Source organism: Streptomyces sp. ICC4, from assembly GCF_003287915.1.
In the GTDB taxonomy this organism is placed as follows: Bacteria; Actinomycetota; Actinomycetes; order Streptomycetales; family Streptomycetaceae; genus Streptomyces; species Streptomyces tritrimontium.
Window position 1 is genome coordinate 3655318 of record NZ_CP030286.1, and the last position, 14032, is coordinate 3669349.

13 protein-coding genes and 4 pseudogenes are annotated in these 14032 nt (G+C 72.9%); 12 read left to right on the forward strand and 5 right to left on the reverse strand.

Going from position 1 to position 14032, the window contains the following annotated elements; translation table 11 throughout:
- Positions 1–265 precede the first annotated feature (265 nt).
- Positions 266–748, forward strand: coding sequence for a methyltransferase domain-containing protein (locus DRB89_RS17005; protein WP_343234524.1), 483 nt, complete (start codon positions 266–268; stop codon positions 746–748).
- Positions 749–999: 251 nt separating this feature from the next.
- A pseudogene (locus tag DRB89_RS44575) lies at positions 1000–1152 on the forward strand (iron-containing redox enzyme family protein); the annotation flags it as partial.
- 31 nt (positions 1153–1183) lie between these two features.
- On the opposite strand, the gene DRB89_RS17015 reads toward DRB89_RS44575, so the two are convergent.
- A complete protein-coding gene (locus DRB89_RS17015; RefSeq protein ID WP_112449198.1) occupies positions 1184–1372 on the reverse strand; it encodes a DUF6381 family protein in 189 nt (62 codons plus the stop codon).
- 111 nt (positions 1373–1483) lie between these two features.
- Here DRB89_RS17015 and DRB89_RS17020 point away from each other — a divergent pair, with 111 nt between their 5' ends.
- The 4 genes and pseudogenes from DRB89_RS17020 to DRB89_RS17035 form a co-directional block, all read left to right on the forward strand.
- Positions 1484–1870, forward strand: coding sequence for a hypothetical protein (locus tag DRB89_RS17020; RefSeq protein ID WP_112449199.1), 387 nt, complete (start codon positions 1484–1486; stop codon positions 1868–1870).
- Between the two features lie 246 nt (positions 1871–2116).
- The gene (locus DRB89_RS17025; RefSeq protein ID WP_162688609.1) at positions 2117–3106 is read left to right on the forward strand and encodes a helix-turn-helix domain-containing protein; all 990 of its coding nucleotides are present in this window, start codon (positions 2117–2119) and stop codon (positions 3104–3106) included.
- A 98-nt stretch (positions 3107–3204) separates the two neighbouring features.
- Positions 3205–3612, forward strand: a complete 408-nt coding sequence (locus DRB89_RS17030) for a peptidoglycan-binding domain-containing protein (RefSeq protein ID WP_112453482.1) — start codon at positions 3205–3207, stop codon at positions 3610–3612.
- A gap of 71 nt (positions 3613–3683) precedes the next feature.
- A pseudogene (locus tag DRB89_RS17035) lies at positions 3684–3836 on the forward strand (DNA alkylation repair protein); the annotation flags it as partial.
- A gap of 142 nt (positions 3837–3978) precedes the next feature.
- Here DRB89_RS17035 and DRB89_RS42990 read toward each other — a convergent pair.
- The gene (locus DRB89_RS42990) at positions 3979–4266 is read right to left on the reverse strand and encodes a hypothetical protein (protein WP_162688610.1); all 288 of its coding nucleotides are present in this window, start codon (positions 4264–4266) and stop codon (positions 3979–3981) included.
- Between the two features lie 304 nt (positions 4267–4570).
- Positions 4571–5401 (reverse strand): ammonia-dependent NAD(+) synthetase, encoded by an 831-nt coding sequence (gene nadE, locus DRB89_RS17045; RefSeq protein WP_112449201.1) that lies wholly within the window; start codon positions 5399–5401, stop codon positions 4571–4573.
- A gap of 135 nt (positions 5402–5536) precedes the next feature.
- Between nadE and DRB89_RS17050 the strand changes: the two are divergent.
- Both DRB89_RS17050 and DRB89_RS17060 read left to right on the forward strand, forming a co-directional pair.
- Positions 5537–6088 (forward strand): annotated as a pseudogene (locus tag DRB89_RS17050) (PadR family transcriptional regulator); the annotation flags it as partial.
- 187 nt (positions 6089–6275) lie between these two features.
- A pseudogene (locus DRB89_RS17060) lies at positions 6276–6401 on the forward strand (fumarate hydratase C-terminal domain-containing protein); the annotation flags it as partial.
- 53 nt (positions 6402–6454) lie between these two features.
- Here DRB89_RS17060 and DRB89_RS42995 read toward each other — a convergent pair.
- Positions 6455–6817 carry a hypothetical protein gene (locus tag DRB89_RS42995; RefSeq protein WP_162688611.1) on the reverse strand — a complete coding sequence of 121 codons (363 nt, stop codon included), beginning with the start codon at positions 6815–6817 and terminating at the stop codon, positions 6455–6457.
- A gap of 53 nt (positions 6818–6870) precedes the next feature.
- Here DRB89_RS42995 and DRB89_RS17065 point away from each other — a divergent pair, with 53 nt between their 5' ends.
- A complete protein-coding gene (locus DRB89_RS17065; RefSeq protein ID WP_112446825.1) occupies positions 6871–7638 on the forward strand; it encodes a glycerophosphodiester phosphodiesterase in 768 nt (255 codons plus the stop codon).
- Between the two features lie 87 nt (positions 7639–7725).
- On the opposite strand, the gene DRB89_RS17070 is transcribed toward DRB89_RS17065, so the two are convergent.
- Complete coding sequence (locus tag DRB89_RS17070) at positions 7726–9267, reverse strand: ricin-type beta-trefoil lectin domain protein (protein WP_112446824.1); 1542 nt, start codon at positions 9265–9267, stop codon at positions 7726–7728.
- Between the two features lie 107 nt (positions 9268–9374).
- Here DRB89_RS17070 and DRB89_RS17075 point away from each other — a divergent pair, with 107 nt between their 5' ends.
- From DRB89_RS17075 to DRB89_RS17085, 3 genes are all read left to right on the forward strand, one after another.
- On the forward strand, positions 9375–10790 hold the full coding sequence (locus DRB89_RS17075; protein ID WP_112446823.1) for a class II fumarate hydratase: 1416 nt from the start codon (positions 9375–9377) through the stop codon (positions 10788–10790).
- 112 nt (positions 10791–10902) lie between these two features.
- On the forward strand, positions 10903–11634 hold the full coding sequence (locus tag DRB89_RS17080) for a DUF402 domain-containing protein (protein WP_112446822.1): 732 nt from the start codon (positions 10903–10905) through the stop codon (positions 11632–11634).
- Positions 11635–11911: 277 nt separating this feature from the next.
- Positions 11912–13987 (forward strand): ATP-binding SpoIIE family protein phosphatase, encoded by a 2076-nt coding sequence (locus tag DRB89_RS17085; protein WP_204357633.1) that lies wholly within the window; start codon positions 11912–11914, stop codon positions 13985–13987.
- Positions 13988–14032: the final 45 nt, after the last annotated feature.

The following is a 14032-nucleotide window of genomic DNA, read 5'->3' on the forward strand; positions in this document are numbered from 1 at the left end:
CGCCCGGATCGGCGCCCGGTCTCCGGGGCACCGGCACGACGTGCCGAGAATCAAGTCGGCGGTCCTGCTCGGAGCGGTCGCGACGGCGGCCGCGGGAGGAAGCGGAATCGGCGCTGAGCGCACCGGCGCATGCTCCCCGCCTTCGTTCGATCCTTCGAAGATCCGCGCGATGGCGGATGCGGAGCCTTCGACGGGGCAGTCGCACAGCCTGACCAGCCATCTCGGTCCGCCGCTGCCGGGCCTGCCCTCGATCCGGAGGCCCACGATGTCCACCACCGCCCTGACCTCGGCGGTTCTGCCCGCCGGCCTGATCGCGCTGCCGGGTGTCCACGGGCCGCGCGCGGACACGCGCTTCCTCGCCCGAGCACTCGCGGACGAGAGCCTGGGGCCCCGGACGGACGCGCTGGAGATCGGCACCGGAACCGGCGCACTCGCCCTGCGCATGGCCGGAAGCGGAGCGCGCGTCACGGCGGTCGACGTCTCCTGGGCCGCCGTGGCCACGGCCCGCCTGAACGCCCTGCACCGGCGCTGCCCCTGCGCGTCCTGCACGGAGACTTCGAGGCGCGCACCGCGGGGCGCCGCTTCGACCTGGTCGTCACCAACCCGCCGTACGTCCCCGCCCCGCGCGCCCGGCTGCCGTCCCACGGGCCCGAGCGCGCCTGGGACGCCGGCCTCGACGGGCGCGGGGTCATCGACCGGATCTGCGCGAGCGCGCCGGACCTGCTGCGCCCCGGCGGCGTCCTGCTGATGGTGCACTCGGGCATGTGCGGGGCGCAGGAGACCCTCGACCGGCTCGGCGGGGCAGGGACTGGCCGCGGAGGTCACCGCGAGGACCTCCGTGCCGTGGGGCCCCGTCCTGCGGTCGCGACGGGCCTGGCGGCCGCGGCCGCCAAATGGGAAGAGCTGGTGAGCATCCGTGCCCGCAGCCTCTGACGAAGCGGCCCCTGGCCGTGCCGCCCGTGACAACGCTCCCGACCCGGCGCCCGCGGCGGCACCCGCGGAGGCCTGCTGGCCGACGAGCCCGGCCTGGAAGCGGACATCGCCTTCGGCTGCGCGGCGACCGTACTGCTGGAGGACCGCCTCGCGCACCACGTCCGCGAGGCCTGGAACCAGGGCCGCAGCGCCCTGCGATCGCCCCTGCCGGAGGCGTGAGCGGCCGGCAGGCCGCCATGGGGCCCGGGTGTTACATGGGGTCCATGGTGCCGCTGCCCCTGCCGTTCTCCTGCTCGCTCTTCTCCCGGATGCGCAGGGCCTTGTCCCTCAGCCGCTGCCGCTCCGCCGGATCGGTGGCGTGCTGCGCCGCCTGCTCCAGCTCCTGGGCCTTGTCGCGCATCTGCCGGGCCCGCTCGCTCGGCTGGCTGTCACCGCTCATGGTCACTCCTCGGGTGGATACGGCGTACGGACGTCTCCCAGACAAACAGCGACGGGGCGCCCGCGCCACCTCACGGTGTCTGGGACGGGGCGGGCCGGGCAAGCGGGGGGTATGAACGGATCCCTTGCGAACGCGTCCAGCAGCTACTACGTCACCGTCCGCGGAGAACGGTTCACCTGCGGCGGGGTGACGGGCCTGGGTCCCCAGGGGGACCTGGGCCTGCCCGGGCAGGTGCTCACGGTCACCCTCGACGACTGCGTCCTCACCGACGCGCCCGGGGCACGGGACTGGGCACTGTCCGCGGAGGCTCCGGCGGAGCCCTGCCACATCAAGATCGAGGAGGTGCGGCCGGGCGCGGTGGCCCCGCTCACCACGTGGTACCTCACCGACGCCAGGCCGGACACGGTCACCGACCACAGCACGACGGCGACCAGCCACGAGACGCGGATCGGTCGGCTCACCCTGCACGCCGCGAAGATCTCCCCCGACATGCCGTAGCGATGTCCGCCCGCCCGTACCGGGTGACGCGGCGGACGGTGGCGGGTCGGTGGGGGTGACGCTGTCGAGGTTGGCGTTGCCGGAGTCGGCGGTGGTGTCAGGGCGAGCGTGTTCCCGGCCCCGTGAACGGCGCGATCTGTCCTTGTCCGGGCGCCGGCCGTCACGACAGGCTGCGGCTGCTCCCAGCAGGTCCTCGGGAGCCCCGTCCCGTTCCGTGCGCCGCTGACCGTAGGGATGCCCGCCGCCATGATCTGGTCAGAGTTCTCGACGGACCACCTGCCCGCCGCCGAGCGCTTCGCCCACTGGGAGCACGTCACCGGCCAGTCGCTGATGCGCACGACCTGCGCCGGCCCGCACCTGTGCGACTTCCGGGCCGGCTCCCGGGCCTTGAACCTGGGCGCCGTCCAGGTCTTCACGCAGGACTACCCGCCGATGGAAGTCCGCCGCAGCCCCCGACAGGTCCGCCAGAGCGACCCGGAGGTGTACCACCTCTGGCTCACCGTGAGCGGGGGCATCGAGCTCAACCTCGGCAGCCGGACCGCCGAAGTGGGTGAGGGCGACCTCGTGCTCTACGACTCCTCACACCCGTACCACGGCCACATCGCCCCCACCGGCCACGCGCAGCGGATCTCCTCCCTCATCGTGCAAGTGCCGCGCGGCGCACTGCCCCTGCGCTCGCAGACCCTGGACCGCCTCTCCACGACCCGGATCCCCGGTAACACGGGCCTCGGAATGCTGCTGCGCACCTACCTGACCGGACTGACGGAACAGGGGCCGTCGTACGGGGCCGCCGACGTGGCCCGGCTGGCCGCCGCCACCCTCGACCTGCTCTGCGCGACACTCGCCCAAGTGGCGCGGGCCGGCGAAGAACTGGCGCCCGAGACCAGGCGGGCGGTCCTGCGGCGGCAGGTCAGCACGTTCATCGCGCGGAACCTCGCCGATCCGGACCTGACACCGGTCGGCATCGCGGCCGCCCACCACCTCTCCGTCCGGTCCCTGCACCACCTGTACCAGGACCAGGAGGTCTCGGTCGCCGACGAGATCCGGCGCGGCCGGCTCGAAGGCGCGCGCCGGGACCTCGCCGACCCCCGGCTGCGCACGCGATCGATCGGCGCCGTCGCGGCGGCCTGGGGCTTCTTGGACCAGTCGTATTTCAGCCGGGTCTTCCGGACCGCCTACGGGACCACTCCCAGGGAGCACCGCGGTCAGATCCTGGGCGGCCCAGAAGTGCGCTGAAGTCCTGGAGCGCCGCGCCGGATTGCCAAGGGCGGAGGACGAATTCCGCGAAGCTCATGCCGCTCGCCGACGCACTCCACCGCTCTCAGGAGAAGCCCATGACACGAGGAACCACGACCCGGAACCCGGCCGCGAAGATCCGGACGAGGGTCGCCCTGCTGGCGGCGACGACCGCCCTGGGCGCCGGACTCGTCCTGGCCCCCGGCGCCCAGGCGTCGCCCGCCAACGCCCCGGCCGTCGTCGCCGGCCCGGCCGCCTTCGGCTGCAACCCCGTCACGAACCACCCGCAGATCGCACAGGGATCCTCCGGCTCGGCGGTCAAGGAACTGCAGTGCCTGCTGAAGTACTGGGGCTTCGACCCGGGCGCCACCGACGGGCAGTTCGGATCCAAGACCCGGGCCGCGGTCGTCGGATTCCAGAACAAGTTCCACAACGTCTGCGGGCTGGCCGTGGACGGGATCGTCGGGCCGAAGACCTGGCACGCGCTCCTCAACCCCGGCTGCTGACCAGCCGCGGGGCGTGCACCGAGGTGACGCCGAGGAGGGACGCCGCCTGTCGCCCTGATCGCTCGTAAGCTGCGAAGAAGCCCGAGGGCCTCGATCTCGTGGGACTGCTCGCCGTCGTCGAGGCGCGCACGAAGGACGCCCCGGACCGCCCGCAGTGGGCGATTCCGTTCGCGCCCGTCCGGATCACCGAGATGGTCCGCCGCAAGGACGGCGGGCGGGGCTGACCGCGACGGCCGCGTCCAATGCGGTGGCGGGTCCTCCCATGGACGTGTGACGGTACGGTCCATGGGCAACTCCACGACATGGCCGGTGTTCCGCACGAGCGACGCGACCACGGCGTACGCGCAGGCCAAGCGCCTGCGCGCGCTACTGGCGCGACGCGAGGACGAGGTCTGGTTCTTCGCCGAGCTGCGCACGGTCGAAGACGTCCGGCGGATGGCCGCGGTCCTGCCCGGGGCCCGGTTCGACTACACGGGCATGCGTACCGGCCCGGCGGGCGAGGAGCTGTGGTTCGACCTCGACGTGACGGCCGCGGACGATGCCGCACTGGAGGCCGGCCTGCCGCTGGACGCCATGGAGAACCTCCCGACGGGGAGCGTCGAGGAACACTTCGTGGCGGCTCTCGGCCAGGGTACGGCCGCCATGGACTGGCACGGCTCCTGGCCGGAGGAACCGGACGCCGGCCAGTACGCGAACGCGAAGTACGACGGGGTCCAGGTCGTCTTCCACGGCGACGACGCCCACTTGGGCCGGTGGACCGGGCACCACACCGTCTTCGTCCACGGGGCGGCGGCCGGGGGGCCGCGGCCCGGGCCCGGCACCTCGCCGCGCACATCGGCGGCGAGGTGCTCGGCGAGCCACAGCGCGGATGGTGAGGCGCGGAGCGCCTCCCATCGGTCCGCGGCCGTCATTGCGCGGCCATCGGTCCCCGGCACTCGGCCCGAGGCCCCGGAAACGGCTACGGCGCGATCGGAAGCTGCCGCTTGTGCTCCGTCAGGCGGTAGCGGCGGACGATCGTGTCGAAGGCGCGCTCACCGACCGGCTTGCCCTCCAAGAAGTCGTCGATCTCGTCGTACGTCACACCGAGCGCGTCCTCGTCGGCCTTGCCCGGGTCCAGGGTCTCCAGGTCCGCGGTGGGCGTCTTCCAGACCAGCTCGGCAGGGGCGCCCAGGGCGTCCGCGCAGGCCCGTACCCGCCGCTTGGTCAGACCGGTCAGCGGAACCAGGTCGGCCGCGCCGTCGCCGAACTTGGTGAAGAAGCCGGAGACCGCCTCGGCGGCGTGGTCGGTGCCGACGACCAGGCCGTCGTGGGCGCCGGCCACCGCGTACTGGGCGATCATGCGCTGGCGGGCCTTGATGTTGCCCTGTACGAAGTCCTGGTGGTGGGCGTCCCGGAAGACGGTGCCGCCGGCCAGGGAGGCCGCCAACGCCGCGTCGCTCGCGGACTTGACGTCCACGGTCAGCACCCGGTCGGCGTTGATGAAGCCGAGGGCGAGCTGGGCGTCCTTCTCGTCGGCCTGGACCCCGTACGGCAGCCGCATGGCGAAGAACGTCGCGTCGTGGCCGGCCGCGCGGGCCCGCTCCACGGCGAGCTGGCAGAGCCGGCCGGCCGTGGTGGAGTCGACCCCGCCACTGATCCCGAGCACCAGGGACCGCAGACCGGTCGAGGTGAGGCGCTCGGCCAGGAACGCCACCCGGCGCTCGATCTCCCGCTGCGCGTCGAAGGTCTCGGCCACCAGGAGGTCCCGGGCGATCTCCTGCTGCAGGGCGGTGGACGCCGGCTGGCTCACGTCTGCTCCTCGTGGTCGTTCGTCATTTTCGCGATGGACTGTCCCGCCGACCCTAACCGAGGCGGCCGGGTGACCCGCGTCTCACCGGGGTGGCGGCGCTTGTCTATGCAACGAGTTGCATAGAAGGATCGGGGCATGGCCCTTGAGCACGCGATCCTCGTCTCCCTGCTGGAGCAGCCGGGGTCCGGCTATGAGCTGGCCCGCCGGTTCGAACGGTCCATCGGCTACTTCTGGACCGCGACCCACCAGCAGATCTACCGCGTGCTGGGGCGCATGGAGGGCGACGGCCGGCTCGACGTCCGCGAAGTGCCGCAGCTGTCCCGGCCGGACAAGAAGGAGTACTCCGTCACGGCGGTCGGCCGGGCCGCCCTCTCGGGCTGGCTCCACGAGCCGATCCAGCCCGACAGCGTCCGGCACGAGCTCGCCGTGAAGATCCGCGGCGCGGCCTTCGACGACCCGGCCGCACTGATCCTCGAGGTCGAGCGGCACCACCGGGCGCACGCCGACCGGCTCACGCACTACCTGGCGGGCGAACTGCGCGACTTCACCGGTCCGCAAGCTCCGGACGCCTCCGACGCCGGGCGCGAACTCCAGCACGTCGTGCTGCGCGGCGGCATCGCCTACGAGCGGATGCAGCTCGCCTGGCTGGAGGACGTGCTCGCCACGCTCCACCGCCTCGCGGCGCCGCGTCCCCCGGGCGCCCTCGTCCAGGGCGTGCAGGGGGGTGCCGAACCGGTCGGCCGCTGCGGTGAGGGAGATCCCGGCGACGGTGACGTCGCCTCCGGCGGCCGGGCGGGCCGAGGCGGGCCAGACGGAGAGCCCCTCGGCGGCGTCGGGGGCCGGTATCGGATCCGAGGTCCGGACCGGGGAGGAGAAGGTCGAGGTCCTGGAGTACGAGGAGCTCGGCATGGAGGCGGTCTGGAAGATCGAGGTCGAGGACTTCCCGGCCTTCATCGTGGTCGACGACAAGGGCAACGACTTCTTCGTCGATCCGGCCCCGACCCACCGCAGCCGGCAGGGCGGGACCGGCCCGACGTGGCGGCCCGGGGATGATCACACCTGGGGTCCGCTCCGCAGCCCGCGCAGGAGCTCTGCCTCCACCGGGGTCGCGTCCAGGCCGTGGGCCCGCGCCTCGCGCAGTTGCGGGAGCGTGAGTCGGTACAACTCGCGGACGACCTTCAGCGGCACACCGTCCGGCCCGCCGACAGCGAGGCGCACGGTGCCCTCCGCAGCGACGATCCGCTCGCGCATCAACGGCGGGGGCACTCCCCAGCCCTGGTCGCACGCGTGGACTCCGTACTCGGCGCAGTAGTAGTTGTCATCCCAGCACAGGCGGCCGTCGACGATCCGCTGCCATGTCTCGTACCGGCAGGAGGCGCAGGGCGCGCAGTGCAGCGTCATGAACTGTTCAGCCATCGGTGCAGGGTCCCGCGCCGGCCCGCCAGGCGCATCCGGATAACGTTCGGGGTATGACTGAGCCGTCCCTCCCTGCGGCCCGCGGCACGCGGGTCATCGCTCACCGCGGGGCCTCCCACGAGCACCCCGAGCACACCATCGAGGCCTACCGGCAGGCCATCGCCGACGGGGCCGACGCCCTGGAGTGCGATGTGCGGCTCACCGCCGACCACCGGCTCGTCTGCGTGCACGACCGCCGCGTCGAGCGGACCTCCGACGGCCGCGGGATCGTCTCGGAGATGACGTACGAGGAGCTGCGCGCCCTCGACTTCGGCGCCTGGAAGGGGGCCGAGCACGCCGGGTCCCCGGTGCTGCTCTTCGAGGACCTGCTCAAGGAGGCGCTGGCCGCGCCGTACCCCGTCGGGCTGGCCGTCGAGACCAAGCACCCCACCCGCGCGGGCGGCCGGCTGGAGGCCGAGCTCGTACGGGTGCTGCGGGAGCACGGGCTCGCGGACGGCCGCGGCGGCCGCGTCGAGGTGATGAGCTTCTCCCGGACCGCCCTGACCCGGCTGCACCGGCTCGCGCCCGGACTGCCCGCCGTGTACCTGATCGAGCGCGGGCTACGGCCGGTGCGTCCCCCGTACGCCACGCACGCGGGCCCGGGCATCGAGCTCGTACGGCGGGATCCGGGGCTGGTGGGCCGGCTGAAGGCGAAGGGGCTCCGGGTGCGCGTGTGGACCGTGGACGAGCCCGAGGACCTGGAGCTCTGCGTGCGCCTGGGCGTGGACACGATCATCACCAACCGGCCCCGCGACGTGCGCAAGCTGCTCCAAGACATGTGAACACCCGGCCGGGGTGCGCCGGCCGGGTGTGGGGGGTGGTCGACCTGACGGGGGTACAGGTCTGGCGGTACTGGTCCTGCCGGGGTGTTACACGAAGCGCTGGTTGGCCGAGCCGTTGCAGGTCTGCAGGCGCAGCGGCTCGTGGGCCCCTGCCACCGTCACGCACATGCCCGGGGCGGCGGCGGGGCGCAGGGTGGCTCCGTCGCGGACGAACTGCTGGTTGGCGCCGCCGTGGCAGTTCCAGATGATCATCGCGGTGCCGTTGCCGTAGTTGGCGGCGGGCGCGTCGAGGCAGCGGTCATGGGTGAGCTCGATGTGGAGGGACTTCTTCGCGGAGTCGTACCACCAGCCCTGGTTGCGACCGCCGTGGCAGTCCCAGCCGATGACCTTGGTGTTGTTGGCGCTGGAACCGCCGTTGGAGTCGAGGCAGTTGCCGGTCGCCTCGTTCTTGAGCGGCTTGTACAGGTCGTCCCAGGCCCCGGCCTGCAGGACGGGGGTGCCGGTGCTCGCCGGGTCGGCGCAGGAGGCCTCGCGCAGGCCGGAGGCGTAGAGCTGGGTCAGACAGGACGCGAAGGCGCCGTGGCCGCGGTAGTTGGGGTGGAAGGACTGACGGGCGGTGTTCTCGTCCCACGGGAAGTGGTCCCCGAGGTCGAGGTAGAGGCCGCGGGCCCAGGTGTCCTCCATGCAGACCTCGTGGCCCTGGAAGAGCCTCGAGTTGTCGAGGTAGGTCGCGCCCGCGGCGAGGGCGGCCGCGCGCATGCCCTTCTCGAAGGTGGGCACCGCGTAGTTGCGGCCCCAGGCGGCGTCGGAGTCGTAGCCGGCGCAGCCTCCGGGGAGCTTGCCGGGGAAGTCGGGGTTGTCGTTGAAGTCGGGGCCGATCGGGCTGGGGTAGCCCATCACGACCAGCTTGTAGTCGGAGTCGGCGTAGCCGGCGTCGCGCATGACCGTCTTGAGGTCGCCGATCGTCGCCTCCACCTTGGGCTTCAGGCCGTCGACGCGGCCCTGCCAGCCGGGGCCGTACTTCGGCTCGCAGGTGCCCTGGCTGAGCACCCAGCGTGTGACACAGTCGGTCATGACCGGGCCGAACTGCAGGTCGTCGTTGGCCCCGGCGACCAGCACCACCATCTTGATCTTCGTGTTGCGGGCCTTGATGGCGAGACTGTCGCTCTGCACCAGCTCGTCGGCGTACTGCTTGCCTCCGCCGATCCTGATGTTGCCGGTGTAGCCGCCGGAGCAGGCGGCGTTGAAGGTGTAGTCGGCCGCGATGCCGGTGCGGTGGATCGCCGAGTCCGGCGACCGGTGGCACTGGTTGGACGCGGTGTTCGTCGCGGGATCGTAGTTGCCGACGCCCTCGCCCGAGATCTCGCTGTCGCCGAGCGAGATCAGGCCGGTCTTGCGGTCGGCGAGCGGGCGGATCGCCGAGTCGCCGTAGATCTTGACGGCCTCGGCGGCCCGGATGGCCTCCAGTTCGGGCGTGAGGGGTGTGGCCGCGGCCGCGGCGGCGGACCCGGCGGCGGGAGCCGCGTGGGCCATGGGGGTGATGGCGGTGACGCCCCCGAGGGCGGCCGCGACCGCCGCGACGGCGGCGAAGGTAGATCTGAGCCTGGATTGTGTACGGACACGTGCCATGAACGCCTCCCCGATCTCAGTGTTACCCCCGGTATTTACTGGTCAGTAGGTGAGTTGGGAACAGTCCGAACAAGACAATTGCTCAACTTTTTGAGGAGGCACCACAGATGACCGAGGATCAGCAGACCGAACCGGGCCCCGAGGGGTTCCGCGTCGAGCACGACTCCATGGGCGACGTACTCGTCCCCGCGCACGCCAAATGGCGAGCTCAGACCCAGCGCGCGGTGGAGAACTTCCCCATCTCCGGGCAGCGCCTGGAGCGTGCCCACATCGCGGCGCTGGCCCGGATCAAGGCCGCCGCGGCCGCCGTCAACTCCCGGCTCGGCGTAATCGACGAGGACATCGCCGCCGCGATCGTCTCGGCGGCCGGCGAGGTCGCCGAGGGCCGCTGGGACGAGCACTTCCCCGTCGACGTGTTTCAGACGGGTTCCGGCACCTCGTCCAACATGAACGCCAACGAGGTGATCGCCACCCTGGCCACCGAGCGGCTCGGCCGCGCCGTCCACCCCAACGACGACGTCAACGCCTCGCAGAGCTCCAACGACGTCTTCCCGTCCTCCATCCACATCGCCGCCACCGCCGCCGTCACCGGTGAGCTGATCCCCGCCCTGGACCACCTGGCCGCGGCGATGGAGCGCAAGGCCGCCGAGTTCTCCGAGGTGGTCAAGTCCGGGCGGACGCACCTGATGGACGCCACCCCGGTCACCCTGGGCCAGGAGTTCGGCGGGTACGCGGTCCAGCTCCGCTACGGCGTCGAGCGGCTGCGCGCGGCGCTGCCCCGGCTGGCCGAACTGCCGCTGGGCGGGACCGCGGTGGGCACCGGGATCAACACCCCGCCCGGGTTCTCCGCCGCCGTGATCGCCGAGGTGGCCGCGGCCACGGGGCTGCCGCTGACCGAGGCCCGGGACCACTTCGAGGCCCAGGGGGCGCGGGACGCGCTGGTGGAGACCTCGGGAATGGTCCGCACGGTCGCCGTCTCGCTCACCAAGATCTGCAACGACCTCCGCTGGATGGCCTCGGGCCCGCGCACCGGATTGGCCGAAATCAATCTCCCGGATCTCCAGCCGGGGTCCTCGATCATGCCCGGGAAGGTCAATCCGGTCGTCCCGGAGGCCGTGCTGATGGTGGCGGCCCAGGTGATGGGGAACGACACGGCGGTCGCCGTGGCGGGCGCGGCGGGCAACTTCGAGCTCAACGTGATGCTCCCCGTGATGGCCCGCAACCTCCTGGAGTCCATCCGCCTCCTGGGCAACGCGAGCCGCCTGCTGGCCGACCGCACGATCGACGGAATCACCGCCAACACGGCCCGGGCCAGGGAGTACGCCGAGTCCTCGCCCTCCGTGGTGACCCCGCTGAACCGCTACATCGGCTACGAGGAGGCCGCCAAGGTCGTCAAGAAGTCGCTCGCGGAGCGCAAGACGATCCGCGAGGTCGTCCTGGAGTCCGGCTACGTGGAGCGCGGCGACCTCACCCTCGAACAGCTCGACGAGGCGCTCGACGTACTGCGGATGACCCGGCCCTGATCCGGGCCCGCCGCCCCCCGGGCGGGGTCCGGATCCGGTCGTTTCCGGTCCTCGAACACCTCGGTGACCTGCACCGCAGCGATTCCCCGGGCCCCCGCCCTAAGATCTGGCCATGACAGGTACCGGAGGCCGCGGGGGCGGCAGTGCGCGCAGTGCCGCGCGGGACTCGGCACAGGACGCGCGCCACGGCGGGCACTGGGCGCCCGGGGAGCAGATCCTGTGGCGCTACCGCGACCACGCGCCCGGCCTGAAGGGCGCCGTGCACATCTGCCGGCCCGTCACCGTGGTCGCCGACACCGACGAGCTGCTCGCCGTGTGGATGGCTCCGGGGACCGAGTGCGTCAAACCGGTGCTCGCCGACGGGACCCCGGTCCACGAGGAGCCGCTCGCCACCCGGTACACCGCGCCGCGGACCACCGTACGGTCGCGCTGGTTCGGGGCGGGCGTGCTGAAGCTGGCGCGGCCCGGGGACCCGTGGTCGGTGTGGCTGTTCTGGGAGCACGGCTGGCGCTTCAAGAGCTGGTACGTGAACCTCGAGGAGCCGCGGACGCGGTGGTCCGGCGGGATCGACTCCGTGGACCACTTCCTCGACGTCTCCGTCTATCCGGACCGCACGTGGAAATGGCGGGACGAGGACGAGTTCGCGCAGGCCCAGCGGTCCGGGCTGATGGACCCGGAACAGGCGGACCGGGTGCGGGCCGCCGGGCGGGCCGCGGTGGGCGTGATCGAGGCCTGGGGCCCGCCGTTCTCGGAAGCCTGGCAGGATTGGCGGCCGGACCCGGCCTGGGAGGTTCCGGTGCTGCCGAAGGACTGGGACCGCACTCCGGCGCATATGACCTCATGAGACCCTTGATGCGCCCCGGGGGTGCGACCGTAGGATCGTCCTCCGCGGCAGCGTGTGGCGTCGCCGCGAGAGGGTCCGACCTCGAATCTCGTGCCGCACGCGGGACTTGACCGGAGGCCGGCGCACGACGAGAGGCGATGAGCGGGCGGGGGTCCCCCCGGATTAAGTTTGGGGGAGGAACCGCGGGGTGGTGGTGTCCCCGCCGCTGAGCGGGTATACCGCGACTGACCGAGTTGAGTGCAGCGCACATCGAGCGCAAACGGACGGAATGCCACGCGTGACGGAGTACCCCACCTCTCAGGAGGGCTCACAGCCGGCTGCCGGTGCCTCCGGCGGCCGCACGGATGAGCTGGGCCACGGCAAGGCCCCGGTCCCGGCCGCCGAGGCCGTACGCACGCATGCGCAGGTCCAGGGGGCCGACCAGCCCGCCTCCGGCCTCCCCCGCCCCCGTGAGACCGCCGCCGCGAACAGCGGCGCCCGCGACACCGAGGCAGCGCGCGCCGCGGCCGCCGCTGCCCCGGCGGCCCAAGTGGCACAGGCGGCAAAGGCGGCACAGGCGGCACAGGCGGCACAGGGCAACGCCCCGGAGGCCATCGCCCGGCGCGAAGGCGACCGGCTGCGGTTCGTCGGAGCGGCCACGCGGCGGATCGCGCGCGGCATCGACCTGGACGAGATCGTGCTCGGGCTGTGCCGGGCCACGGTGCCGACCTTCTCCGACGCCATCCTCGTCTACCTGCGCGACCCGCTGCCCGTGGGCGACGAGCGGCCCGTGGGGCCCGTCGTCTTAAGGCTCCGGCGCACCGACCGGCTCCGGCCGATCGACGAGTTCACCGCCGCGGCCGCCGGCGCCGGCGCGACGACCTCGGACGGCGAGCTCGACTTCAGCCAGCTGGCCCTGGTCGGCCCGCAGGGCGACCTGCCCGCCGCCGAGCTGTGCGAGATCCGCCCCGGCGGGGCGCTCGCCGAGGTGCTGCGCGGCGTACGGCCCGTCTTCGGGTCCTCCGCCGCGGCCCGCGCCGCGCTGCCGGAGCTGCTGGGCGCGGACCACCCCGTACCGCGCGGGCAGCGGGCCATCCTCGCCCCGCTGCGGGGCCGCCGCCGCGTCATCGGCGCGGCGGTGTTCCTGCGCACCCCCGAGCGGCCCGCCTTCGAGACGAACGACCTGCTGGTCGCCGCCCAGCTGGCCACCCACACCGCGCTGGGCATCGACAAGGCCATGCTCTACGGGCGCGAGGCGTACATCGCCGACGAGCTCCAGCGCACGATGCTGCCCGACAGCCTCCCGCAGCCCACCGGGGTCCGCCTGGCCAGCCGCTACCTGCCCGCCGCCGAGACGGCCCGGGTGGGCGGCGACTGGTACGACGCCATACCCCTGCCCGGCAGCCGGGTCGCGCTCGTCGTCGGCGACGTCATGGGCCACTCCATGACCTCCGCGGCGATCATGGGACAGCTCCGTACGACGGCCCAGACGCTGGCGCAGCTCGACCTGCCGCCCGCCGAGGTCCTGCACCACCTGGACGAGCAGGCGCAGCGGCTGGGCTCCGACCGGATGGCCACCTGCCTCTACGCCGTCTACGACCCGGTCTCGCACCGGATCACCATCGCCAACGCCGGCCACCCGCCGCCGGTCCTGCTGCACCTGGGCGGGCGCGCCGAGGTGCTGCGCGTACCCCCCGGCGCCCCCATCGGCGTCGGCGGCGTGGACTTCGAGGCGGTGGAGCTGGACGCCCCCGCCGGGGCCACCCTCGTGCTGTACACCGACGGCCTGGTCGAGTCCCGGCTGCGGGACGTGTGGACCGGCATCGAGCAGCTCCGCGAGCGCCTGGCCACGACCGCGCAGCTGACGGGCCTGGACCACCCGCCGCCGCTGGAGGCCCTGTGCGACGACATCCTGGACATGCTGGGCCCGGGTGACCGGGACGACGACATCGCGCTGCTCGCCGCCCGTTTCGACGGGATCGCGCCCAGTGACGTGGCGTACTGGTTCCTGGACCCGGAGGAGACCGCTCCGGGCCGGGCGCGCCGGTTCGCCCGCCGCGCGCTGGCCCGCTGGGGGCTGGAGGAGCTCCAGGACTCGCTGGAGCTGCTGGTCAGCGAGGTCGTGACCAATGCCGTGCGGTACGCGGAGCGGCCGGTCACGCTGCGCCTCCTGCGCACGGACGTGCTGCGCTGCGAGGTCGGCGACGACTCCCCGCAGCTGCCGCGCCAGCGCCGCGCGCGGGACACGGACGAGGGCGGCCGCGGCCTGTTCCTGGTCAACCGGATGGCCAAGCGGTGGGGTGCCACCCGGCTGAGCAGCGGAAAGGTGGTCTGGTTCGAGCTCGCATTGCCGGGGGCGCATGATCGGCGTTGACTGGGCAGAAGCAGACGAAGCGACCCAACCGACCCATGGGGAGGA

Coding starts and splice junctions, on each gene's coding strand:
- DRB89_RS17030 (WP_112453482.1), top strand. CDS start 3,205: ATGACACGAGGAACCACGACCCGGAACCCGGCCGCGAAGATCCGGACG.
- DRB89_RS17015 (WP_112449198.1), bottom strand. CDS start 1,372: ATGAGCGGTGACAGCCAGCCGAGCGAGCGGGCCCGGCAGATGCGCGAC.
- DRB89_RS17075 (WP_112446823.1), top strand. CDS start 9,375: ATGACCGAGGATCAGCAGACCGAACCGGGCCCCGAGGGGTTCCGCGTC.
- DRB89_RS42995 (WP_162688611.1), bottom strand. CDS start 6,817: ATGGCTGAACAGTTCATGACGCTGCACTGCGCGCCCTGCGCCTCCTGC.
- DRB89_RS17065 (WP_112446825.1), top strand. CDS start 6,871: ATGACTGAGCCGTCCCTCCCTGCGGCCCGCGGCACGCGGGTCATCGCT.
- DRB89_RS17080 (WP_112446822.1), top strand. CDS start 10,903: ATGACAGGTACCGGAGGCCGCGGGGGCGGCAGTGCGCGCAGTGCCGCG.
- DRB89_RS17025 (WP_162688609.1), top strand. CDS start 2,117: ATGATCTGGTCAGAGTTCTCGACGGACCACCTGCCCGCCGCCGAGCGC.
- DRB89_RS17005 (WP_343234524.1), top strand. CDS start 266: ATGTCCACCACCGCCCTGACCTCGGCGGTTCTGCCCGCCGGCCTGATC.
- DRB89_RS17070 (WP_112446824.1), bottom strand. CDS start 9,267: ATGGCACGTGTCCGTACACAATCCAGGCTCAGATCTACCTTCGCCGCC.
- DRB89_RS17020 (WP_112449199.1), top strand. CDS start 1,484: ATGAACGGATCCCTTGCGAACGCGTCCAGCAGCTACTACGTCACCGTC.